Origin of the sequence: Paenibacillus sp. FSL H8-0122 (genome assembly GCF_038005345.1) — a bacterium.
Classification (GTDB): Bacteria; Bacillota; Bacilli; order Paenibacillales; family Paenibacillaceae; genus Paenibacillus_AQ.
Genome location: NZ_JBBOTB010000001.1, coordinates 1,574,012 through 1,597,140 on the forward strand (window position 1 = coordinate 1,574,012; position 23,129 = coordinate 1,597,140).

Annotated in this window: 16 protein-coding genes; 13 read left to right on the forward strand and 3 right to left on the reverse strand. The window is 52.9% G+C overall.

Features of this window, described 5'->3' with window-relative positions; translation table 11 throughout:
* Positions 1-34: 34 nt before the first annotated feature.
* Complete coding sequence (locus tag NSS64_RS06700) at positions 35-688, forward strand: GntR family transcriptional regulator (protein WP_341139649.1); 654 nt, start codon at positions 35-37, stop codon at positions 686-688.
* Between the two features lie 207 nt (positions 689-895).
* Here the strand turns inward: NSS64_RS06700 and NSS64_RS06705 are convergent, their stop codons facing one another.
* Positions 896-1,801 (reverse strand): AraC family transcriptional regulator, encoded by a 906-nt coding sequence (locus NSS64_RS06705; protein WP_245368073.1) that lies wholly within the window; start codon positions 1,799-1,801, stop codon positions 896-898.
* Between the two features lie 185 nt (positions 1,802-1,986).
* On the opposite strand from NSS64_RS06705, the gene NSS64_RS06710 reads away from it, so the two are divergent.
* The 7 genes from NSS64_RS06710 (at position 1,987) to NSS64_RS06740 (ending at position 14,685) form a co-directional block, all read left to right on the forward strand.
* Positions 1,987-4,071, forward strand: coding sequence for an alpha-glucuronidase family glycosyl hydrolase (locus tag NSS64_RS06710; protein ID WP_341139650.1), 2,085 nt, complete (start codon positions 1,987-1,989; stop codon positions 4,069-4,071).
* Positions 4,072-4,103: 32 nt separating this feature from the next.
* Positions 4,104-4,898 (forward strand): Nif3-like dinuclear metal center hexameric protein, encoded by a 795-nt coding sequence (locus NSS64_RS06715; RefSeq protein ID WP_341139651.1) that lies wholly within the window; start codon positions 4,104-4,106, stop codon positions 4,896-4,898.
* Positions 4,899-5,183: 285 nt separating this feature from the next.
* Positions 5,184-7,472: an AraC family transcriptional regulator gene (locus NSS64_RS06720; RefSeq protein WP_341139652.1), complete on the forward strand. Its 2,289-nt coding sequence runs from the start codon at positions 5,184-5,186 to the stop codon at positions 7,470-7,472.
* 173 nt (positions 7,473-7,645) lie between these two features.
* A complete protein-coding gene (locus NSS64_RS06725) occupies positions 7,646-9,256 on the forward strand; it encodes an extracellular solute-binding protein (RefSeq protein ID WP_341139653.1) in 1,611 nt (536 codons plus the stop codon).
* Positions 9,257-9,340: 84 nt separating this feature from the next.
* The gene (locus NSS64_RS06730) at positions 9,341-10,249 is read left to right on the forward strand and encodes an ABC transporter permease (protein WP_341139654.1); all 909 of its coding nucleotides are present in this window, start codon (positions 9,341-9,343) and stop codon (positions 10,247-10,249) included.
* A 12-nt stretch (positions 10,250-10,261) separates the two neighbouring features.
* Entirely contained in the window at positions 10,262-11,140 is an 879-nt protein-coding gene (locus tag NSS64_RS06735; protein WP_341139655.1) for a carbohydrate ABC transporter permease, read from the forward strand.
* Between the two features lie 56 nt (positions 11,141-11,196).
* Positions 11,197-14,685: a glycoside hydrolase family 2 TIM barrel-domain containing protein gene (locus tag NSS64_RS06740; protein WP_341139656.1), complete on the forward strand. Its 3,489-nt coding sequence runs from the start codon at positions 11,197-11,199 to the stop codon at positions 14,683-14,685.
* A 177-nt stretch (positions 14,686-14,862) separates the two neighbouring features.
* Here NSS64_RS06740 and NSS64_RS06745 read toward each other — a convergent pair whose 3' ends face one another.
* Together NSS64_RS06745 and NSS64_RS06750 are read right to left on the reverse strand one after the other, a co-directional pair.
* Positions 14,863-16,188: a sugar phosphate nucleotidyltransferase gene (locus tag NSS64_RS06745; RefSeq protein WP_341142775.1), complete on the reverse strand. Its 1,326-nt coding sequence runs from the start codon at positions 16,186-16,188 to the stop codon at positions 14,863-14,865.
* Positions 16,189-16,204: 16 nt separating this feature from the next.
* A complete protein-coding gene (locus NSS64_RS06750; protein WP_341142776.1) occupies positions 16,205-17,020 on the reverse strand; it encodes a DUF6492 family protein in 816 nt (271 codons plus the stop codon).
* A gap of 217 nt (positions 17,021-17,237) precedes the next feature.
* Here NSS64_RS06750 and NSS64_RS06755 point away from each other — a divergent pair, with 217 nt between their 5' ends.
* From NSS64_RS06755 to NSS64_RS06775, 5 genes are all read left to right on the forward strand, one after another.
* Positions 17,238-17,993 carry a YheC/YheD family protein gene (locus tag NSS64_RS06755; protein WP_340993657.1) on the forward strand — a complete coding sequence of 252 codons (756 nt, stop codon included), beginning with the start codon at positions 17,238-17,240 and terminating at the stop codon, positions 17,991-17,993.
* 390 nt (positions 17,994-18,383) lie between these two features.
* The gene (locus tag NSS64_RS06760; protein ID WP_036698589.1) at positions 18,384-19,403 is read left to right on the forward strand and encodes a LacI family DNA-binding transcriptional regulator; all 1,020 of its coding nucleotides are present in this window, start codon (positions 18,384-18,386) and stop codon (positions 19,401-19,403) included.
* 125 nt (positions 19,404-19,528) lie between these two features.
* Complete coding sequence (locus NSS64_RS06765; RefSeq protein WP_341139657.1) at positions 19,529-20,524, forward strand: ABC transporter permease; 996 nt, start codon at positions 19,529-19,531, stop codon at positions 20,522-20,524.
* A 13-nt stretch (positions 20,525-20,537) separates the two neighbouring features.
* The gene (locus tag NSS64_RS06770; RefSeq protein WP_340939351.1) at positions 20,538-21,425 is read left to right on the forward strand and encodes a carbohydrate ABC transporter permease; all 888 of its coding nucleotides are present in this window, start codon (positions 20,538-20,540) and stop codon (positions 21,423-21,425) included.
* A 33-nt stretch (positions 21,426-21,458) separates the two neighbouring features.
* Complete coding sequence (locus tag NSS64_RS06775; RefSeq protein ID WP_341139658.1) at positions 21,459-23,099, forward strand: sugar ABC transporter substrate-binding protein; 1,641 nt, start codon at positions 21,459-21,461, stop codon at positions 23,097-23,099.
* The last annotated feature ends 30 nt before the right edge of the window (positions 23,100-23,129 follow it).

Consider the following 23,129-nt stretch of genomic DNA (forward strand, 5'->3'; position numbering starts at 1 on the left):
AAGAACAATCCCGAACAGAAAGTTGGTCTATTCCATGACTTCCAAAAAAGAAATAATGGCCTACCTCAAGCAGGAGATTCTCTCCCTTGAGCTGAAGCCGGGGGCGATGATCAGTGAGACGGCTCTGTCCGAGCGCTTCCAGCTGTCGCGGACGCCGATCCGTGATGTGCTGAAGCAGCTGTCCCTGGAGCAATACGTCGATATTTATCCCAAAAAAGGCAATCTCGTATCCTACATAGACCTGGAGTCCGTGGAACAGATTATCTACCTGCGCAATGTGCTGGAGAAGGAGATTATGAAATCGCTGGCCGGGAATATCCCGCTTAAAGGGCTGCATGAGCTGAGGGACAACCTTGCGCAGCAGCAGAAGTGTATTGAGCAGGCGGAGGGAGCAGAGGTGTTCCTGCAGCTTGATGACCAGTTCCACCGCACCATGTTCGGCCTGGCAGGGCGCGAATTCCTGTGGGGTGTGCTCCAGCAGTTCAATGTGCACTATATCCGCTACCGGAAGCTGCACATGCTGAAGGATGAGAAGCTGGCCGCCATCCGGCAGGAGCACCAGCAGCTGCTGGATTATATCGTGCAGGGGGACACCGCCGGGATCGACGAGCTGCTGCACCACCATCTGCGGGCGGATATCGACTCCAAGAACCTCCAGGAGCATTTCGCCACGTATATCAAAAAATAGGGCTGGCCTTCAGCAAGCCCCGCCCGCAATAGCGCAAAAAGCCCGCCCTCATCAACGATAAAGGCAGGCATTTACTAAAAATATAAGAACTTATAGGTTGCACACGATAACTTATCCTTCTATTTCTCGCTGAAACGGTACCGTCCTTTAAAAGGACGGCGAAGCCGCTTCTACTTGATATACAGCTGTACAGGCTCCGCGCTCTGCCTAGCTCCTGCCCTCGCGGTATTCCCGCGGCGACTGGCCGCTCCAGCGCTTGAACTGTCTGCTGAAATGGGCGATATCGCGGTAGCCGAGCAAGCCGGAGATCTGGCTGACGCTCAGGCTGTGGTCATCCAGCAGCACCTTGGCTTCATGCAGCATCTGCTCAGACAGGTAGACGCGGGGGGAGAGGCCGAATACCTGGCGGAAGACCCGGTAGCAGTGCGAGGGGCTGATCCCCAGCTCAGCGGCGATGTCGTCAACGCCATAATGGCTGTCATAGGGTACCTCCTGCTTGAACTGCTGATAGACCAGCCCCTGGAGACGGCTGCGGATCTGGTGGGCCAGCTCGATCCGCTCATAAGTGCCCGGGGAGGAATTGTCAGCCTCCAGGGAGAAGACCTCCCAGAGCTGGGCGAACAGCTCGAAGACGGCAGACTGCAGCCTCATGCGCTGGGAGATCGTGATGCTGCCGGAGCCGGAGGTGGAAATCTCCACCAGCCTGCTGAGGAGCGGTCCTAATCTGTGGGCAACATTGCTCTCTGAGGTGAATAATACATGATTCAACCGGCTGAGAAGTGAAATGAACAGCTTGTCATCAATATCGAAATGGATGCAGAAATAGGTGAAGGCCCCGCCGTTTCCGCTGCGGCTGGAGTGGATGTCGCCCGGCCTCAAGAGGACCAGATCCCCGGCGCGCTGAAGGTAGCTGTGGTTGTTGACGGTGAGCAGCTGCTCTCCTTCAAGCACATAATTGAATTCATATTGGGGATGGGCGTGCTGCGGATAATCCCATTCCCCGCTCACCTTGCGCAGATGCATGCCGAACAGGTTGAGCGTGGTTTTCACATCCGGGATGATAGTTTCACTAAGGCTTTGCCCCGGGACCGGCGGTTCAAAAGCTGCAACCAATAGGATCGCCCCCTGATACTTTGCGTTCTCTTGATAGGGATGTACACTTGTTATTAGTATACAGGATTCTGCTTGATTTGGGTAAATATTAGCGTGATTTGACAATGTTCCGGGGCTGCGGCTGCGTGGTAGGATGAACCTGAATGAAATCTAGTATACAAGATGTATGCAGAGGAGATATGGACATGAGACAACAATCCGGGAATGAGTATGCTGCACAATATGACAGCGGATACAATGCGTGGTTAAGCTATCCTAAGCTTCAACAAGGCCCCCTATATAAGCAATATGCGAAATGGTGCGGAGCAGTATCCGTTACAGAAGGCGGGGAGACCATCCAGGCTGCACTTCAGGAATGGACAAGAGGCATTGCCTCACTATTGGACCTTGAGGCTGTCTCCAAGCCGCAGCTTGAAGATTTCGGTGTGGCCTTCGGCACCTTCACGGGTGATCATCCGCTGATCCAGGGCTTGTTCGAGGACGAGACCGTCCAAGCTGTAGGAGCAGAAGGGTTCGCCATCCGAACCAGCCAGTCCCTTAAATGCATCGCTGTAGGGGCTTCCTCCCAGGCAGGTGTGTTATACGGCGTCTTCCATCTTTTGCGCCTGATTGCCAGCGGCAAGGACATTGAGAATCTGGATGAAATAGTGAATCCTGTGAATTCGCTGCGGATGATTAATCACTGGGATAATTTCGACGGCAGTGTGGAGCGCGGCTATTCCGGCAGATCCTTCCTGTATGAGAATAACCAGTTCACGAAGGATATGGACAGAATTACAGACTATGCGCGGCTGATGTCTACCGCCGGCATTAACGCTATAGCGATCAACAACGTGAACGTTCATGCGCTGGAGACGCTGTTTATCTCCACCTATCTGCCGGATGTGGCCAGAATCGCGGATATCTTCCGCATCTATGGCATCCGTCTGTACCTGTGCGTGAACTTCGCCGGACCTATGCATGAAGGGGAAGTAGGCACCGCTGATCCGCTGGATGCCGGCGTGAAGGAATGGTGGAAGTCGAGAGCCGCAGACATCTATGCTGCTATTCCCGATTTCGGCGGCTTCGTGGTCAAGGCCGATTCGGAGAACCGTCCCGGCCCGTTCACTTACGGACGGAACCATGCAGACGGGGCCAACATGCTGGCGGAAGCCCTGGAGCCTTACGGCGGCATCGTGATCTGGCGCTGCTTTGTATACAACTGCAAGCAGGACTGGCGTGACCGCAAGACGGACCGGGCCAGAGCGGCTTATGATCATTTCAAGCCGCTTGACGGCCAGTTCCATGATAACGTCATTCTGCAGATCAAGAACGGCCCGATGGATTTCCAGGTCAGAGAGCCGGTATCTCCGCTCTTCGGTGCCCTGGAACGGACGAACCATGTGATCGAATTCCAGATCGCCCAGGAATATACCGGACAGCAGCGCCATGTCTGTTATCTCGTTCCACAGTGGAAGGAGATTATGGAATTCGATACGCAGGCCAAGGGCGGCCCGGCCCCTGTTAAGCGGATCGTTGACGGATCGCTGTGGGGCAACCGCCTGAGCGGAATTGCGGCGGTATCCAATGTGGGCAATGACAAGAACTGGACCGGCCATCTGCTGGCTCAGGCGAATCTCTACGGCTTCGGCCGGCTGGCCTGGAATCCTGAGCTGAGTGCGGAGGAGATTGCGGCCGAATGGATCGCCTTGACATTCGGCACGGACACAGCGGTTGCCGGAGTGATCAGCCGGATTCTGCTGGACTCCTGGGAGATCTATGAGTCTTATACATCGCCGCTTGGCGTAGGCTGGATGATCAATCCCGAGCATCACTACGGCCCGAATGTGGACGGCTATGAATATTCAATGTGGGGCACCTACCACTATGCCGATCATCAGGGCATCGGGGTAGACCGGACCGTGGCGACAGGCACAGGGTACAGCGCCCAGTATATGGGCAGCAACGCCGTACGTTATGATTCCCTGGAGGAATGCCCGGATGAGCTGCTGCTGTTCTTCCATCATGTGCCGTACACTCATGTGCTGCATTCCGGCAAAACCGTGATCCAGCATATTTACGATACGCATTTCGAAGGTGCAGAGCGTGCCGAGGGGCTGCTGGACGCATGGGGCGGACTGAAGGGCAGCATCGCAGAAGGCCTGTACACTCAGGTGGAGGAACGCCTTAAGGGGCAGGCGGCTCATGCCAAGGAATGGCGCGACCAGATCAATACGTATTTCTACCGCAAGAGCGGGATTGCAGATGCATTGGGACGGACTATTTATTAAGTTATAGGTAACACCAAGGAGGAGAAGATCTCATGGCAGTGACGTTCAGTGATGTGATAGAGCATTTAGCCGCAGGGATACAGCTGCCCGTGAATACGGTGGATAAGCTTGAGCCGGACGCTGCGGGAACAGAAGTGCAGGGAATCGTGACTGCCTTCGCCGCTTCGCAATATGTAGTGGAGCAGGCGGCCCGGCTTGGCGCCAACCTGGTGATCACGCATGAAGGTGTATTTTATAGCCACCAAGGTCACGGTAGCGCGCTGGAGCAGGATTCCGTCTACCAGGAGAAGTCTGCACTGATTTCAAGCAGCGGGGTAGGCATCTACCGCTTCCATGACACGATACACCGCTATGCGCTGGACGGGATCGTGGAAGGACTGCTGCAGGAGCTGGAATGGGAAGCCTATGTGGAGCGGCATCTGCCCGAGGTGTCGATCCTCTCCATTCCTGAGATGACCGTTTCCGGGGTTGCAGAGTATCTGAAGCAGAAGTTGAATATCCCTTATGTCCGCGTTGCCGGGAACCTCTCCGCCACCTGCTCCAGAGTGGGGGTACTGGTCGGTTACCGGGGGAATGGCCATTCGGTCATCCCGATGTATGAGCAGGAGTCGCTTGATCTGGTCATCGCCGGTGAAGGCCCCGAATGGGAGGTGCCTGAGTATATCCGCGATGCGGTCCGGCAGGGCAAGGACAGGGCACTCATCATGCTCGGCCATGCCGAGAGCGAAGCGCCGGGAATGAAGCTGCTGGCGGCGCGGCTGGCCCGGCAGTTCCCGCAGGTGCCGGTGCGCTTCATTCCAGAGCAGCCAGTGTTTCAAATTGTATAAATAGCGCAACCTCTTTGAAGGCTGAAGACCCGGGGATAATGCTTTTCCCCTTAGGTCTTCTGCCGGCAAAGAGGTTTTATTTGTCCAGCCGGATGGCATAGTATAGCGGTCTTGTTTACAAATTGTCGATGTGTTTCATATTGCGGATTGCCCGCCGGGCTCAACTATCATATAGTGGAATTCTATATGAGGTGAACTTGAAAACTTCACAAAAAAGGCAAAGTAACGAAGGTGAAGTCCGATCCATCCAGAATCCAGATAAGCAACAGTAAGGGAGCACAGCAGATGAATTACAAGCGCTTTAGGTTCAGTAAGAGTATAGCCTTTAAATGGATCGTCTCCTATTCTGTGATCATGCTTATCCCGCTTATTGTTAGCGCTATCATCTATCTGCAGACAAAACAGATTGTTGAGTATGAGATTGAACGTGCAGGCAGCGCCATGCTTAAGCAGATGCAGAATACAGTAGACAGCGAGATTAATCAGGCTGAGAAGCTGGCCATGCAATTATCCATTCATAGCAGTGTGAATAAATACTTAACACTTACACCTGAGACTGAGGGAGCAGGGGCCTTTCAGATCTATCAAACCCGGCAGGAACTGAGCAAGTACAAATCCGCCAATGATTTCATTGATGGAATCTATCTGTATTCTAGCAGTCTGGACAGGGTGCTGACGGATGAGACGTATACAGACAGTGAAGACTTTTATGCGATGAACAGCACGATGATCGGCTTGACCTATGAAGAATGGCTGGCGCAGCTGAACGGTGAGAGTGACATTAGCGAGGCCCCCATGCCGTTTATCAAATTTAGGCGCTGGGAGAATAAGGTTGTAATGATGAAGCCGTTCACCAGCAGCGTTGCTGACAATGGACTAAAGGGGATGCTGGTTCTGCCGCTGAACGGCAGCAAGATTCAGAGCATGCTGCAGAATGTGGACTGGGTGAATAACGGCGAGGTCTACATTGCCGATGATCATAATCAGATTTTATTTCAGAATAACGAAGCTGCTCCGCAGCTAGCTGTGCCGGACGCCCGGGCTGGGGATGAGACAGCAGGCACTTCGTTCCAGGATATCGCCGGTACGGAGAATATGGTATCCTTCATCGATTCCGATAACACCAAGTGGAAATATATCAGTGTGTTTCCTTCAAGCGTATTTTGGGAAAAAGCGCGGCATATCCGCAATTTGAACCTGCTGGGACTATTTATCAGCTTTTTGATCGGGACGGTGGTCATCTCCTACTTTGCCCGCAAGAATTATAATCCTGTCCGCGAGCTGGTTAATATGTTCTCTCCCTCCACAGATGAGCAGACACAGCGGGTGCTGGATGAATTCTCATTCATCCGGGAGAGCGCCTTGGCTACTATTCGGGAGAGGGATGACATTAACAGCCAGCAATTCAGGCAGCTGCGTGTGTTGCAGACCTACTACTTATCAAGGCTGCTCAAAGGGCAGGTGGAAGATGGATTATCACTGGAGGAAGCGGCGAGAGTCCATCACTTCCAGTGGGATTCGGAGGATTTTGCGGTACTTCTATTCTACATTCAGGCCAGCGGAGCAGGCAGTCCGTCGCCAAGCCTTTCCAATTTCATCGTGTCCAATATCATTATGGATTTCACAGGTCCGAATCACGGCCTGAGCTTCACCGAAATGGACGGTATGCTGGCGGCGGTGATGAATATTAACACCGGCCGCTCCGGCAACTGGAAGGAGGATATTGAAGAGGCGCTGGGCCAAACCCTGGATTTCATTCAGCAGAAATACGGTCTGCAGATTGCGATGGCTGGCAGCGGGCTGCTTCATGGGATGGGCAGGTTGCATCAGGGATATCTGCAGGCGTTGGAGGCTCAGGAATACCGGCTGGTGCTGGAAGAGAATATATCAATCTGGTATGGGGATATTGAACCACAGGAGACGGATTATTATCTGACAATCAATGATGAAGTTGTATTTATTAATCTGGTCAAAAGCGGTGAATTTGAGAAGGCTGCGGTGATGGCAGATGAGATTCTGGCCCGCTTCTTCGGTTCCCAGGCGTCCATAGAGCTTGTCAGATATGCCATGCTTGATTTAACCAGCTCCATTATGAAGGCTGTCCCGCATGAAACGAAGCGCTCGAAGCTATGGGAGGAATGGCGTCCGATGAAAAGGCTCTTGGCCTGCTCCACCCGAGCAGATTTTCGTCATGAGCTGACAGAGCTGATCCAAATGGCTTGCAGCAAAGCCACGGAGAAGCTTGCACTGGTCTCAAATTCGGGAATCGGAGACGAGGTATCTGCCTATGTGCAGAATCATTATGCGGATATCAATCTTAGTGTGTCCATGATTGGTGCCAACTTCGGCATCACTCCGCAATATGTGTCCCGGTTGTTCAAGGAACAGACGGGTCAGGGGCTGCATGATTACATCAGTCAGGTTCGTACTGCCGAGGCCAAAAAATTGCTTCAGGAAGGAGTCACCATTGAGGAGGTTTCTTCCCGTGTGGGCTTCTCCAGCAGCAGTGCGTTCATCCGGGTATTCAAAAAATATGAAGGCATCACACCTGGGAGGTTCAAAACTCTGCAATAAACAAACCGGATACCCAATTTCTCTACAGGAGGATAGAAGCAGGCTGATTCTATCCTCTTTTGCGTTTTTAACAATGGATTCCGCATTTTGAATATTGTTTGTATACAAGATTCAGCTTACATTGTAGAGGCATCAAGTCGTTAACTAAACATATAACGGAGGTCGAATTAGCGATGAAATTATTTGGAACGAACAAGCTTCATAAACCGGTTGTCGTTTTGTTAGGTCTCACATTGCTGGCTTCAGGCTGCAGCAGTTCCAGGAATGTGAACAATGAGAGCGCTCCAAACACATCTGCAGGGAACGCCCCTGCTTCAAATGAAGCCGCTGCAGATTTCACTTATCCGATGACGGGCGGAATAGAGCTGACTTATATGAACGAACAGCTGGGAGGCACGCCGGAACGTCTGCCGGTCGATGACGAATACGAGAAACGCACAGGAATCATCATCAAACAGCTGGGCGGAACACCCATGACTGATCAGAAGTTCAGTCTGCTGCTGGCATCAGGTGAACTGCCGGATATCTTCCTGAATACATGGCTGCAATATCCGGGCGGTCCTGACAAGGCTGTAGAGCAGGGATATATTCTGAAGCTTAATGATCTGATTGAGCAATACGCGCCTAACCTGAAAAAGACCCTCCAGGAGCACCCGGAAATTGACAAAATGATCAAAACGGATGACGGCACCTACTATGCCTTCCCGTTCATCCGCTCGGAAGCCGGACGTGTCTATGGCGGGCCGATTATCCGTCAAGATTGGCTGAAAGAGCTGAATCTCAGCATCCCGGAAACGATTGAAGAGTGGCACACCGTATTGACTGCTTTTAAAGAGAAAAAGAATGCTGCCTCCCCTGTAACCTTTCGCACGATGTTTTTGGGTGAACGAACAGGCGGATTCGCCGGAGCCTTCGGCGTGATGGGGAACTTCTATGTCAATGATGGAAAAGTAGTGTACGGCTATCTGGAGCCGGGCTACAAGGATTACCTGACTACGATGAGCCAGTGGTACAAAGAAGGGCTGATCGACAAGGATTTCGCCTCCATTGATGCAGCTACAGTCGATAAAAAAATGACTTCAAATGTAAGCGGTGCAACGATTGGCTGGCAGTACTATATTGAGAAATATAATTCAGCCGTACAGGAAACTGATCCGAAGGCTGACTTCGTAGCCGCTCCATACCCGTCTGCTGTCAAAGGTGGACTTCCGGAGTTCGGACAGCTGGATAATGCCTATGCGGGGACAAGCTCGGCGGCCATCTCTGCCACCACCAAGAATGTCGAAGCTGCCATGCGCTGGCTGGATTACGCTTTTACCGAAGAAGGCAGAATGCTGAATACCTATGGGGTTGAAGGCACTACTTACACGCTCAAAGACGGAAAGCCCGTATATACCGATCTTGTAGTTAAGAATCCGGAGGGCCTCGGCAGTGATCAGGTCATGTCCAAATATTCTCACGGTACCAACTTCCCGATGATTCAGCAGGACAACAACCTGCCGGCGAAATATCCGGCAACTACTGAATCCATCGGCATCTGGAAACAGACCAATCATGAGAGCCACCTGCTTCCTCCGGTAACACCAACTGCTGAAGAAGCGGATGAAATGAGCAGTATTATGAACGATATCAATGCCTTTGTGAAAGAAACGGAGATCAAGATCATCCTGGGTACCGAATCTGTTGATAAATACGATCAAGCTGTTCAGCAAATGAAGGATCTGGGCATCGAGCGCGCACTGGAAATTCAACAAGCGGCCTACGAACGTTATTTGAACCGCTAACTAAACTTATAACGGCAGGGGCTGCTACAGAGAACAGATACGGGCAGTCCCTGCGTTAAACATTGCAGCAAAGGAGAGGGAAATATGCTGAAAACCAGACTGGGAAAAGACTTACTGCGCAATAAATGGCTGTATCTGATGATGCTGCCTGTCATCCTGTATTATGTTTTGTTCCACTATGTTCCGCTTTACGGAACGATTATTGCCTTCAAGCAATTTGTGCCTTCCCAAGGAATATGGGGCAGTGAATGGGTGGGGTTCAAGCACTTTGAAGCTTTTTTTTCGAGTATTTACTTTTTCCGCGTAATTAAGAACACCGTTCTGTTAAGCTTCTTTAATCTGCTCATCGGATTTCCGGCACCGATCATTCTGGCCTTGCTGCTAAATGAATTGAAAAGCCCGCTTTTCCGCCGGATCACTCAGACTATTACCTACATGCCGCATTTTATTACACTTGTAGTTGTGGCGGGAATTGTGCGCTACTTCACCTTATCGGATGGTTTGATTAACGATGTCATTGCCTATTTTGGCGGCGCCCGGATCTCATTTCTGCAACAGCCCGAGTCCTTCCGCCCCATCTACATAATCAGTGAGATCTGGCAGCAAATCGGCTGGGGAACAATCATCTATCTGGCAGCCATCACCGGCATTGACCAGCAGCAGTATGAGGCTGCCAAAATCGACGGAGCGACCAAGGTTCAACAGATCCGCCACGTTACCCTGCCCGGCATTCTGCCTACGATTATGATTATGCTGATCCTGGCACTCGGAAATATTATGAATGTCGGATTTGAGAAAATCATTCTGTTATACAGCGCCAGTATTTACGAGACGGCTGATGTCATATCCACTTTTGTTTACCGTAAAGGGATTCTGGAATTCAGCTACAGCTACAGTGCGGCGGTAGGTCTGTTCAACTCCGTCATCAACTTCACCATTCTGCTGCTCGCTAACTCTTTCAGTAAACGTGCAAGTAAAAACAGTCTTTGGTAAGGGGGGACAACTATGATTAAAGCATCGCTCGGTGAACGAATCTTTGATATTTGCAATTCGATTATTATGGTGCTTATGATTATTCTGACACTTTATCCTATGCTGTATATTTTGTTCTCCTCGTTAAGTGACGGGAACCGCCTGATCTCCTTCGATGGCATTCTGCTCTGGCCGCAAGGCTTCTCGCTGGCAGCTTACAAGGCGGTGCTTAACAACCCAGTCATTCTGACCGGCTTCAAAAATACACTGTTCATCCTGGTGGTGGGACTTGGCATTAACATGACGCTTACCTCCCTGGGCGCTTATTTCCTGTCACGGGAAGGGGTCATGCTGCAAAAGCCGATCATGTTTTTCATTGTATTCACCATGTTTTTCCAAGGGGGACTGGTGCCTTTCTATCTGATCGTGAAATCCTATGGCCTGCTCGACAGCCTCTGGGCGCTGATTCTGCCTACGGCAGTTAGTACGTTCAACCTAATCATCATGCGCACTTATTTCATGGCGATACCGAAGGAGCTGGAGGAGTCCGCCTTCCTGGACGGTGCAGGCCATTTCACCATTCTGTTCCGTATCTTCATTCCGCTGTCCATGCCGGTGGTTGCGGTGCTGATTCTGTATTACGGTGTAGGCCACTGGAACAGCTGGTTCAACGCCATGCTTTTCCTGCGCGACCAGAGCCTGTTCCCGATCCAACTCGTGGTCCGAAACATCATTCTTGAGAATGATAATGCCAGCATGCTGGGGACTACAACACTGCTCCATAGCCGTGATGTGACCGAAACGCTGAAATATGCGGCAATCATCGTGAGCACAGCGCCGATCCTGCTGCTGTATCCGTTCCTGCAGAAGTATTTCGTCAAGGGCGTAATGGTTGGGGCATTGAAGGGATGAGAGATGAAGTCATTCAGGAAGCTTAGCTATGGTGAGGATAAGGAGGAAGTATAGCCATGAGTCTAAAAAGGAAACTCAACAAAGGTTGGCAATTCAGCAGGCAGCCGCTTCATTCGGAGCTTGCCAAGGTGGCCGCAGGTGCGGATTGGATAGCTGTTACGCTGCCGCATGATTGGCTGATCTATGATACCCGCAACCTCTACGAGAATGGAGAGGGCTGGTACCGCACCCGCCTCCGGTTCGATGCAGTGCCGGTGAATGAGCTTGTGTTCCTGCGTTTCGAGGGAGTGTATATGAACTCGACACTATATGTGAACGGACAGGTAGCGGGTGAGTGGAAATATGGCTACTCTACCTTTGAATTCGAGATAACTCCGCACCTGGTCGCCGGAGAGAATGAAATCTATATGCGTGTAATCCACGAATCACCCAATTCCCGCTGGTACTCCGGTGCCGGAATTTACCGGCCCGTCTGGATAAAGACGGTGCCGAAGACGCATATCGCCGCTGACGGGCTGTATATTGCAGCCAGGGCAACGGAAGGTCAGGCCTGGACTGTAGATGTGGATGCTGAGCTGCATATCGCTGAAGCAGCGGGCGCGGGGACGAAGCTGAAGCTGCGGCATAGCATTCTGGATGCAGCAGGAGCCTTAGTTGCAGAGCAAGTTACTGAGGTGACGGTGCAGGGTGAATTAACCGTACATACCCGCAGCCGCCTGACTGTTGACCAGCCCTTGCTATGGGATATTTCCGGTCCCCATCTCTACAGTCTGCAAACCGAACTGCTGGCTGAGGATGAAGTGATTGAAGCGGAGAGGGAGAGGTTCGGCTTCCGGACCCTGGAGCTGGACAGTGACGAGGGCTTCTTCCTCAACGGCCGTCATGTCAAAATATACGGAGTCTGCCAGCATCATGACCTGGGCGCTCTGGGGGCTGCTGTGAACAGAGCGGCGCTACGCCGCCAGCTCGTCCTGCTGCAGGAGATGGGAGTCAACGCCATCCGTACCGCGCATAATATGCCGGCGGTAGAGCTTATGGAGCTGGCCGATGAAATGGGGCTGCTGATCGTGTCTGAAGCCTTCGATATGTGGGAGCGCAGCAAAACGCCTTATGACTATGCACGGTTCTATCCGCAGTGGTGGAAGCGCGATATCGCCAGCTGGGTGCGGCGGGACCGCAACCGTCCAAGTCTGCTCATGTGGAGTATCGGCAATGAGATATACGATACCCATGCAGACAGCCGCGGCCAGGAGCTCACCCGGGAGCTGCAGGAGGAAGTGCTGATTCATGATCCGCGGGGCAATGCCTTCGTTACCATCGGCTCAAACTATATGCCTTGGGAGAATGCGCAGAAATGCGCTGATATCGTCAAGGTTGCAGGCTACAACTATGCGGAGAAATATTATGAGCAGCATCACAAGCAGCATCCCGACTGGATCATCTACGGCAGTGAGACCTGCTCGACAGTGCAGAGCCGGGGAGTCTATCATTTCCCGCTGGCTCAATCTGTGCTTGCCGATGATGATCAGCAGTGCTCATCGCTAGGGAACAGTTCTACCAGCTGGGGCGCCAAAAGCACGGAGGCCTGTATCACCGCCGACCGGGATGCATCCTTCTCGCTGGGACAGTTTCTGTGGACGGGCTTTGATTATATCGGGGAGCCTACCCCGTATCACACCAAGAACTCATATTTCGGACAGCTGGATACCGCCGGTTTCCCTAAGGATTCCTATTATATCTATCAGGCGGAATGGACAGATTACCGTACGCATCCGATGATTCATATCTTCCCGTACTGGGATTTCTCGCAGGGTCAGCTGATAGATGTGCGTGTCTGCTCGAACGCTCCGCGCATTGAACTGTTCTTGAATGAAGTCTCGCAGGGCTGCGTGGATATCGACCATGCCCATGGACACAAGCTGCTTGGCGAATGGCAGCTGCCTTATGCGGACGGTGTCCTGCGGGCAGCGGCTTATGATGAGAAGGGGGAGGTCGTTGCTGTAGAGCAAATCTCCTCGTTCGGAGATGCGTCTTCGCTTGTCCTTGCTCCCGACAAGCAGGTAATTACAGCAGACGGTACGGACCTTATCTTCGTAACGATCAGCACTCTGGATGAGGAGGGACGGCCGGTAGCGAATGCCAATAACCGCGTTCACCTCAGTATGGAGGGTCCCGGACGATTGATCGGTCTGGATAACGGGGACAGCACGGACTATGATTCCTACCAGGGCGTAAGCCGCCGCCTGTTCAGCGGCAAGCTGCTGGCAGTGATTGCCGGCACACTGGAGGCCGGAACGATTACGCTGCGTGCGGCTTCGGCAGATCTGGCTCCGGCTGAGCTTACGCTGCAATCGGTGCTTCCGGCAGCGGGAACGACAACTGAAGATGAGCTGTATCTGTATGCGCATTATCCGCTGGAGGCGGATGTGTCCTCCGGTCATCCGGAGAGCGGCAGGGCTGGGGAGATCCCGGTCCGCAAGCTGGAGATCATCTGTCCCGGGGGTAATACTCTGACGCCTGATCGCCCGTCGCTTCCAGTCCGTGTTAAGCTTCATCCTCAGGGGGCCACCTGGCAGGATGTCGAGTGGCGGATTACGAATGCCGCCGGAATTGATGCCAATATCGCCACCCTTGAGACGAGCGGCCATGAAGCCATAATCACGGCCTTAGGTGACGGAGAGGTATACATCCGCTGCGGGACAGCCAATGGCGCTGACGGGATCCGGCTCTATTCGCAGATGGAATTCAAGCTTACGGGCTTCGGGCAGGCTTATCTGAATCCCTATGAGTTTGTTTCATCAGGATTTAACAGCACCCACAGCCGGAATCTGACCAACGGCAATGAACGGGGGGTGGCTACCGCCCGCGAAGGGGAGAGCCTGATCTGCTTCGAACGAATCGACTTCGGCGGATATGGGGCCGATGAGATTATTCTGCCGATCTTCTCGCTGGATGATCAGGAATTTCCGATAGAGATATGGGAAGGCGTGCCCGGGCAGCCCGGTGCCGGGAGGCTCACAACCGTGACTTACCAGAAGCCTTCCCGCTGGAATGTCTACCAGGAGGAACGGTATACGCTGCCCAGACGGCTGACGGGGATTACCTCGCTGTCCTTCGTTCTGCGCAAGAAGATTCATTTGAAAGGCTTCACGTTTGTCAGCAAGACCAAGGCATTCGAGCGTCTGGATGCACTGGCCAACACTGCGGTCTACGGCGATACCTTCACCATAACGGAGGAGGCCATTGAGGGCATCGGCAACAATGTGTCGCTTATATTTGCCGGAATGGACTTCGGCGCAGCGGAATGCTCACGGCTCCTCATCTGCGGACGCTCAGCGCTTGCGAACAATACAATGCAAATTCTGTTCAGCGGTCCTGCCGGTGAATCGAAGCAGCTGATTGAATTTGCCGGAAGCGCCAGCTATATGGAGCGTGAATTCACGCTGGAGCCGCCGGTAAGCGGCAGCCAGACCGTCACCTTCCTGTTCCTGCCGGGCAGCCGGTTTGACTTCAAGTGGTTCCGGTTCCTGCCGCCGTTCGCCTAGAAGCTGTGCCATCCGGCGGTCCGCCGGCAGATTGTCTAACGGCAGGCAACAGCATTCACCGCAAATAAGGGATACCGCACACAGCCGGATGGCTGACGTTTGCGGTATCCCTTTGATGTTTGCGGTATCCCTCTTGATTGTGCCGTCGGCAGTGGAGAGGAAGCCCGCATCTTCCTATCAGCAGCTATAGACCTTCCCGTCCTCTCCTGCTTCGCTTATCCGTACCTCAATAAGCTTCATTGCGCTCCAGGCGCTGACCGTATGCTGTTGTCCTCTCGCTATGGTATAGCTTCCGCCAGCAAATGCAGTGGATGTAGCTCCGTTCACCTTAACCTCTCCGTGACCGGACACAATCATCCAGGACTTGGCACAATGCTCACAGGTCATTTCAGGCAGCTCATGGCCCGGCAGCAGGGTAAGCATTGCCGTAAGGACAAGCCGGGAGCCGTCTGATTCCCGGTCTACAACGGTATAGCTGCCCCAGCCCGTTTCACCATACCTCGGCTCCGTTACTGAATTCTCCGCCAGAATATCCTTGATGGTGTTAGCGTCCTTCTTATCAGCGATCAGGATACCTTCGGGACCGGCTATGGCTACTATGCCGGAGACACCAATGACATGCAGCGGCACCTCCAGCTCGTTAATAAGGTGACTGTCTCCGCATTCTCCCCATAGCCCGCCTGCTCCAATAACCTGCGATGGCAGCCGGTCTGTCAGCGTATCCCAGCTTCCCAGGTCGGACCATTCCCCTTCATGCCTTACGACAACCGCTTTGGTGCTGCGTTCTGCCACTTCCTTGTCGAAGCTGCGGACCGGAAGCTCTGGATACTGCGCGGTTAATGCTGCGAATTCCACGGGCAGCCCCAGCCTCTCCAGATGCTCCAGCAGGAAGCTCAGCCGCGCAGCGAATACCCCGCAATTCCATAAGGCCTGCTCCCGCATCAGCTCCAGGGCTTTCACCTTATCCGGCTTCTCTGCAAAAGTTAATACCGGAGCATACCCGCAAGAGCTCTCCAGTGACGGAACGATATAGCCGTATTGCTCTGAGGGATACGAAGGCCTTGTTCCAAGCAGGAGGAGTTCGGCCTCAGAATCGGCCAGAAGTGCCTCGAATTGATGGAACTGGCGGAAGAAATCATCATCCGCGAACATGTCGGCCGGAGCGATACAGAGGATGTCCTCCGGCTGTGCCTTTCCGGCGGCAAGCAAATGCAGCGCGCCTAACGCGGCAGCAGTGAAGGTGCCGCGCTTGCAAGGCTCACCGGTCACCGGATATTTACTCCCGGTATACCGCTGTATGAGGGCTACCTGCTCCTGATGGGCCACGAGCAACAGGGATTCATCCAGTCCGGCCTGACCGAGCTGACGGCATACCCGCCCGATCATGGATTCTGTGCCCCCGCCCGGTGCAGGCAGCAGCGGCAGGAACATCTTGGAGCGGATGCTGCCGGACAGAGGCCACAGCCGCTGGCCGGAGCCGCCGCACAGAAGAATAGTATGCATCACGTTTCTTGCCTCCTTAAGGCTTGCCCGGAGTGGAGTATCCCTTGCGCTGATGGAAGGAGAGCGAACGGTAAGACCCGGCGTACTTCCGGATTTGCGCCTCAGTCAGCGAGCCCGCCGGGGTCTTCAGCGCTTTATTATTGGCATTCTTGAGCAGCACAGAGGTGCGGTTTGCGCTGTACACGTAGTTGGCATAGGTCTCGAATTCGGAGAAGCCGAACTGCCGCTTCTTGTTGATAGAGTGCAGAATAGCCGCGTGCCAGGACATGCCGTGGCGGGCTGCAATTTTTCGTTTGAGACTGGCCAGCTTCGCGGAATCAAACAGCATGTAGTGGGTCACGAACGACTTGGGTGAAGGCGCAGGGGCACCGAGCAGCTTGCGGTAGGTGCGGAAATATTCCGGCTGGCTCCAGCTGCGGCAATAGAAGATGCTTTTCCCGCCGGAACGGAAGCGGTGGGGACGGATGAGCACCGTATCTGCATCAATGACCAGGAAATACTTCTCACGGCACACCTGATCCCCATTCATCTTGAGCAGCTGCTGATACAGCCAGCCTGACCGGTTCCAGCGGGAGGAGGAATAGCGGATCGCTTTTTTGGTGAACGGGAGGACGGTGGTTTCATTGACAAAGACGCAAGCTTTCCGGGAGCACAGCTGTCTGATTCTACTATTCTCCGGCGAGACAATATAGATATTACTGATAGAGTGCTGTACATAACGGCGAAGACTATCAATTACATAAGGGAGGGTGGCGAGATCTTTTTCGATAGCAGGAATCAGGACATCGATCGGTGGAGCACTTGAGGCCACGCTTACGGCAGCAACGGACATAGCTTCATCTCCATACATATATTGACATTTGAGCGTCTTCACTAGGGTATGCCTGCTGAGCAGCGGTTGATAGGGCCATCATCCTGAGAAAGTTAATCTTTTTGTGCGGGACAAATGATATATTCAACTGCACCTCCACCGGCATAGGATGCAGTGAATATGTAACTTTATGTAAATTGGGAGCGGTGGCTCCCATCCCGGACAGGAGAGTGCGTAAGTGACAGCCAAAAAAGTTCAGTCAGGTCAGAGCAAATGGTATAAGACACAACTGCTGCTTAAGAACGAGACAATCAAGGTTTTTATCCCCGATACCCGGAGATTTAACAGGCGCAATCTGGAGCAGATGATACACGGCTATGGAATGATCTATATCAAGCCGGAACGGGGAACGTATGGCATGGGTGTGATCCGCGCGGAGCGGAGGGAGCGGCAGGGATATATGTACCAATATGAGGAGACCGTGCGCCGGTTCGCTACGTTTGAGGCTTTTCATCACAGTCTGGCGGCAAGAATCGGCAAGAGGAGCTATCTGCTGCAAAAAGGCATCCACCTGCTGAAGCACCACGGGCGCCGTTTCGATATCCGGGTGATGGTGCAGCTCAGTCCCAAGGGGGTCTGGGAAGCTACCGGGATTATCGGGCGGCTCGGGCACCCGCGCAAAATTGTGACCAATTACCACAGCGGCGGCAAACCGACCGCAGTGGAGCATTTGCTCTCCACCCATCTGTCTGCGCAGCAGCTTGTGCAGCTTAAGGGGGAAATGAACCGCCTGGGCGTCCGCATAGCGTCACAGCTGCGGAAGACCTATCCGCACCACCGGCAGTTCGGTGTAGACATCGGACTGGACCGCGCGCTGAAGCCGTGGATTATTGAAGTGAATATGAATCCCGATCCTTATATTTTTAATCAGCTCAAGGATAAATCCATGTACCGCAGAGTCATGAGATACCGGCGTTTGGGCTTGACCAAATAATACGATATGCCAAAGGAAGGCCTGCCAGACTAAGCAAGGCTTTCCTTCGAAATATAAAAATGTATATGTTTCACCCTATGCATTATCTTTCTATTTCTCGCCGAAGCGGTGCCGTCCTTTAAAGGGACGGCAAAGCCGTTTCCACTTGGCATAAGTCTGCTCCGCACCCTCACCCCGGCATAGCTAAATCCCGCTGTCTTATAGTAAAATAAGATAAATTCAAATACATAGAAGTTATTGTATGCTGAACCAGCTTATGCTTGCGTCCGGCGGCAATAATGAGCAGAAAAGGCGGCTGAAAAGAGCTCATGAGAAAAAGTGTTGTATTTAAAGCGGTTTCATGTTACTTTAGAGTCAATAAAAACGTTTTTATCAAAAAGGAACATTGATATGGCTAAGATAACGATCAAAGATGTCGCACGGGAAGCCGGGGTCTCCATCTCCACGGTCTCCAACGCTCTGAATGATGTGGATGTGCTGAGCCCGGAGACCAAAGCCCATATTCTCAAGGTAGCCCAGCGCCTGAATTACGTGCCGAATCTGAACGGCAAGCTGCTGAAATCAGGGACCACGAAGATGCTGGGGTTCTTCACGACAAGCGTGTCCGGTCCGTACTTCTATAAGCTGGTAGAATCCATGTCCCGTCAGTGCGACCGCATGGGCTATGGCCTGAATGTATTCGTCACCAAGGACAAACAAGTCATTATGAGCAATATCCTCGGACGGCGGGTGGATGGCGTCATTATCTATGAGGAGCTGGGCATCGACGAGCAGGATATTGCCGCTATGAAGAAAGACAAGATCAAGGCGGTGTTTCTGGACCGGGTGCTGGAGGATGAAGGGATGGGCAGCATTATCTTTGATTCCTACGAATCAGGCTATGAGGCTACGAAGTATTTAATCAGCCTGGGGCATAAGCGGATTGCCTATATCTCCGGCGTGGATACGATGTTCGACAGCGTGCAGCGGAAGGAAGGCTATCTGGCGGCGCTGCGTGAATACCAGCTTCCGGTGGAGGAGGATTTTATCCTTCAGGGGTATTTTGAGGAGGACAGCACCTATAATGCCGTGAAGTCTTATCTCCGTCTGCATCCCGCGAGAGTCCCTGACGCCTTCCTGGCCGGCAATGATATCAGTGCAATGGGCTGTATTCAAGCGCTCAAGAGCTACGGTTATGAAGTGCCGCAGGATGTCAGCGTGATGGGCTTCGATGATATTGATATCGCCCCTTACTATTCGCCGCCGCTCACGACGGTGAGGAATCAGATTGCAAGACAGGGTATGCTGGCGATTGATCATCTGGTCCGCATGATTCAGGACAAGGAGCAGGGCGCAGCACAGAAGCTGCAGGGCGAGCTTGTCGTAAGAGGCTCAAGTCATGTGAAGCTGGAGCGGAAGGACCGCAGATAGAGGGCAGCGGGTGAAACTGATTTTACAGGAGGGGGATTTTTTGCGCCAAAATAAAAACGTTTTTATTGCCTTGAGCAACAAATTGAGCACCAACTTGATATCTCAATGGAGAGGGGGACAAGATCATGAATAAGCCATCAGCGTCTACTGCATCAGCTTCCATCCCGCCAGTGATCCCGCCGTCCGCCAAGAAGCCTGTGGGGCAGCGGATCAAAGAGTTTGTAACCGATTACAAGAGGCAGTGGGAGATTCAGTCGATGGTGCTGCCGGGCATTATTTTTATGATTATTTTCTGCTACATACCGATCTACGGGCTGACGATTGCCTTCAAGAATTACACGGTCATTGATACCTTGTCCACTGCACCCTGGGTGGGTCTGGACAACTTCCGGATTATTCTGTCGGATGAATATTTCTGGGATGCGGTCATTAATACGCTGGGCATCAGCTTCCTGAAGCTTGGGATCGGATTCATCATTCCGATTATTCTCGCCATTATGATCTATGAGCTGAACATGGGCCGCTTCAAAAAATTCGTCCAGACCATCTCCTATCTGCCGCATTTCCTGTCGTGGATCGTCCTGGGCGGGATGCTGATCACCTGGTTCTCCACCTCGGGGCTGTTCAATGAGCTGCTGCTGAATCTCGGGCTGATCTCGAAGCCGTCCAACATCCTGCTGGATGCCGGGAAGTACTGGTGGATTGCCACGTTGTCCGATATCTGGAAGGAAGCCGGCTGGGGAACGATTCTGTATCTGGCGATTATGGCCAAGATTGACCCCACCTACTACGAAGCGGCCCGGATTGATGGAGCGGGACGGCTCCGCCAGATCTGGAATATCACCCTTCCGAACATGAAGGCGATCATCAGCCTGAATCTGATTTTGACGGTAAGCGGCCTGCTCGGCTCGAATCTGGATCAGACGCTGGTCTTGATGAACTCGCAGAACCGGGAGAAAGCAGAGGTCATCAACTCTTATGTCTACCGCATGGGGATGACGCAGGGCGATTTCTCTTATGCTACGGCTGTCGGCCTCGGTGTCTCCATTGTGTCGGTAATCCTGCTGCTTATGGCCAATAAGGTCACCAGTAAATTGAACGATAATCAATCCGTGTTGTAGAGGGGGCGTTAGAGTGAATCGGAAGGTCATACGGGAAGATCTCGACAGCCGGATCTTTGATGCGGTGAATAAGGTGCTGTTGGTGTGCTTCATGGTTATTATCCTCGTTCCCCTATGGAACGTAATTATCTCCTCCCTTAGTTCGGGCAGGGCGCTGGCCGAGGGCGGATTCATCTTCTGGTCCAAAGAATTCTCGCTGGAGAATTACCGGGCGGTCTTCAATGACAGCACGATCGGTCAATCCTTCGTTGTCTCGGTCGCCAAGACGTTCATAGGGGTGATCACCCACGTATTCTTTTGCGCGATGATCGGCTACGGTCTCAGCAAAAGATACATCCGCGGCCGCAAGCTGTATGTGGCGATGGGCGTCATCACGATGTTTTTCTCCGGCGGAATGATTCCGACGTATCTGCTGATCAAATCGCTCGGGCTGCTGAACAGCTTCTGGGTGTACATTATCCCGGCATTATTCAGTTATTACGATGTGGTGATTCTGATGAACTTTTTCCGCAACGTGCCGGATTCGCTGGAGGAGTCGGCCAAGATTGACGGCGCAGGCGACTGGCATATTTTCCTCAAAATCTTCATTCCGCTGTCCATGCCCGCGATGGCCACCATCGCCCTGTTCAACGGGGTGGGACAATGGAACGACTTCATGACCACGAAGCTGTACATTACCGATCAGGCGCTCTACCCGCTGCAGATGAAGCTGTATGAGATTATTGTGCAGTCGCAGACCCAGTCCATGCAGAATATCGGAGGCTCCGTCGTGATTGAGACCACCACCAAAGGCGTTCAGCTGGCCACCATTGTCATTACCACACTGCCGATTGTTGCGATGTATCCCATTCTTCAGCGGTACTTCATCTCGGGCATGATGCTGGGAGCGGTCAAGGAGTAGAAGAGGTTCACTACATTATAGGAGGTCAAGAAGATGATCAAGATGACTAAAGTTCTCGGCAAAAAGACGCTTAAGCCTGTGCTGCTCCTGATGGCAGCTATGCTGGTGGCGGCAGGTTGCAGCTCCGGCGGCGGTTCGACTAAGGAAGTAGAGGTGTCGCTTGAAGGCCGGTATACGGTAGACCCGGAGACTCCGGCTTGGCAGCTGGATAAGAAGAGCGAGACTACGGACTTAACCTGGTATGTGAACGCAGACTGGTGGAATACGGACTTCGGCAAGGATGTAGTCACCAAGAAGATCAAAGAGGATCTGAACATCAATATCAAGTTCATTACCGGGGACGATACGAAGCTGAATACGTTCTTCGCGGGCGGCGATATGCCGGATCTGCTGACGATCTTCGACTCCAATTCCCCGGTTGTGCAAAAAGCCGCCACCTGGGCGCTTCCGCTCAATGAGCTGGCGGAGAAGTATGACCCGTATTTCAACAAGGTGGCCGCTGCCGACACGCTGAACTGGTTCCAGCTGAAGGACGGCAAAACCTACGGTTATCCGAACTATTCCAATACACAGGCGGATTATGACAGCGGCAATATTCCGGCGAAGACGGCTTTTGTCATCCGTAAGGATGTCTATGAAGCGCTGGGCAGCCCTGACTTCGGGACCCCGGAGGCCTTCCAGAAGACAATGAATGAGATTAAGAGCAAATTCCCGGACATGATTCCCTTCGGGTTCAATGCGATCGGGGAAGGGACCGGCTCGCTCGGGGATGCGCTGCAGGATTTCATCGGCGTTCCGCTGGAGACGGAGGACGGTAAGTTCTACAACCGCAATCTGGATGAGGATTATCTGACCTGGCTGCGGACGCTGAATGCGGTGTACCGGGACGGGGCGATCAGTGATGACAGCTTCGCGGATGACGGAACCGGCTTTGAGGAAAAGGTGAAATCCGGCAAATATGCTACGATGCTGCTCGATGGTACGCCTCAGCAGGGCGGCAATCTGCAGATCTTCATGAGTGCCAATCCAGGTAAGGAGTACATGGCTATTGACGGGCCGCAGAGCACTGTAGGACATCAGCCGACTCTCAATCAATCCGGGATTACCGGCTGGATGATCAATTACATCACGAAGAATTGTAAAGACCCGGCCAAAGCGATTCAAATCTTCACGTATCTGCTGAGCGAAGAAGGACAGAAGCTGATGAACTACGGGGTTGAAGGCGTGACGTATAAATCGAACCCGGACGGTACAGTTGAGCTGCTGCCGGAAGTGAAGGACCTGCAGCTTAATAATGCGGATAAGTTCAAGAAGGACTACCGGATGGGCGAATTCATGTTCTTCGGACATGACCGTCACAAAGCGCTGAGCAAGGATGCGTTCCCCGAGTCGATCAAGCAGATGCAGGAATGGGGCAAGGGCAAGCTGAAGCCGCACTTCATCCTGGAGAACATTAACCCGGATCAGGGAACGCCGGAGGCCCGCGGCCAGACGGCCATTAATACGAACTGGAACACTACACTGGTCAGCATGATCCGTGCCAAGGACGAGGCAACCTTTGACAGCGTTCTGGCGGAGCATAAGGCCTTCCTGGACAAGAATAACTGGAGCAAAATTGAAGAGGTGCGCAGCGAGAAGATGAAGGCCAATAAGGAAAAGCTGGGCATTAAGTAGGCAAGGCGCAAGGGAGGGCCCGTTTAGGGC

What these genes read in the sequence shown, in the direction of transcription:
- NSS64_RS06700 (WP_341139649.1), top strand. Translation starts at nt 35, where the DNA reads ATGACTTCCAAAAAAGAAATAATGGCCTACCTCAAGCAGGAGATTCTC.
- NSS64_RS06710 (WP_341139650.1), top strand. Translation starts at nt 1,987, where the DNA reads ATGAGACAACAATCCGGGAATGAGTATGCTGCACAATATGACAGCGGA.
- NSS64_RS06715 (WP_341139651.1), top strand. Translation starts at nt 4,104, where the DNA reads ATGGCAGTGACGTTCAGTGATGTGATAGAGCATTTAGCCGCAGGGATA.
- NSS64_RS06720 (WP_341139652.1), top strand. Translation starts at nt 5,184, where the DNA reads ATGAATTACAAGCGCTTTAGGTTCAGTAAGAGTATAGCCTTTAAATGG.
- NSS64_RS06725 (WP_341139653.1), top strand. Translation starts at nt 7,646, where the DNA reads ATGAAATTATTTGGAACGAACAAGCTTCATAAACCGGTTGTCGTTTTG.
- NSS64_RS06730 (WP_341139654.1), top strand. Translation starts at nt 9,341, where the DNA reads ATGCTGAAAACCAGACTGGGAAAAGACTTACTGCGCAATAAATGGCTG.
- NSS64_RS06735 (WP_341139655.1), top strand. Translation starts at nt 10,262, where the DNA reads ATGATTAAAGCATCGCTCGGTGAACGAATCTTTGATATTTGCAATTCG.
- NSS64_RS06740 (WP_341139656.1), top strand. Translation starts at nt 11,197, where the DNA reads ATGAGTCTAAAAAGGAAACTCAACAAAGGTTGGCAATTCAGCAGGCAG.
- NSS64_RS06745 (WP_341142775.1), bottom strand. Translation starts at nt 16,188, where the DNA reads ATGCATACTATTCTTCTGTGCGGCGGCTCCGGCCAGCGGCTGTGGCCT.
- NSS64_RS06750 (WP_341142776.1), bottom strand. Translation starts at nt 17,020, where the DNA reads ATGTCCGTTGCTGCCGTAAGCGTGGCCTCAAGTGCTCCACCGATCGAT.
- NSS64_RS06760 (WP_036698589.1), top strand. Translation starts at nt 18,384, where the DNA reads ATGGCTAAGATAACGATCAAAGATGTCGCACGGGAAGCCGGGGTCTCC.
- NSS64_RS06765 (WP_341139657.1), top strand. Translation starts at nt 19,529, where the DNA reads ATGAATAAGCCATCAGCGTCTACTGCATCAGCTTCCATCCCGCCAGTG.
- NSS64_RS06775 (WP_341139658.1), top strand. Translation starts at nt 21,459, where the DNA reads ATGATCAAGATGACTAAAGTTCTCGGCAAAAAGACGCTTAAGCCTGTG.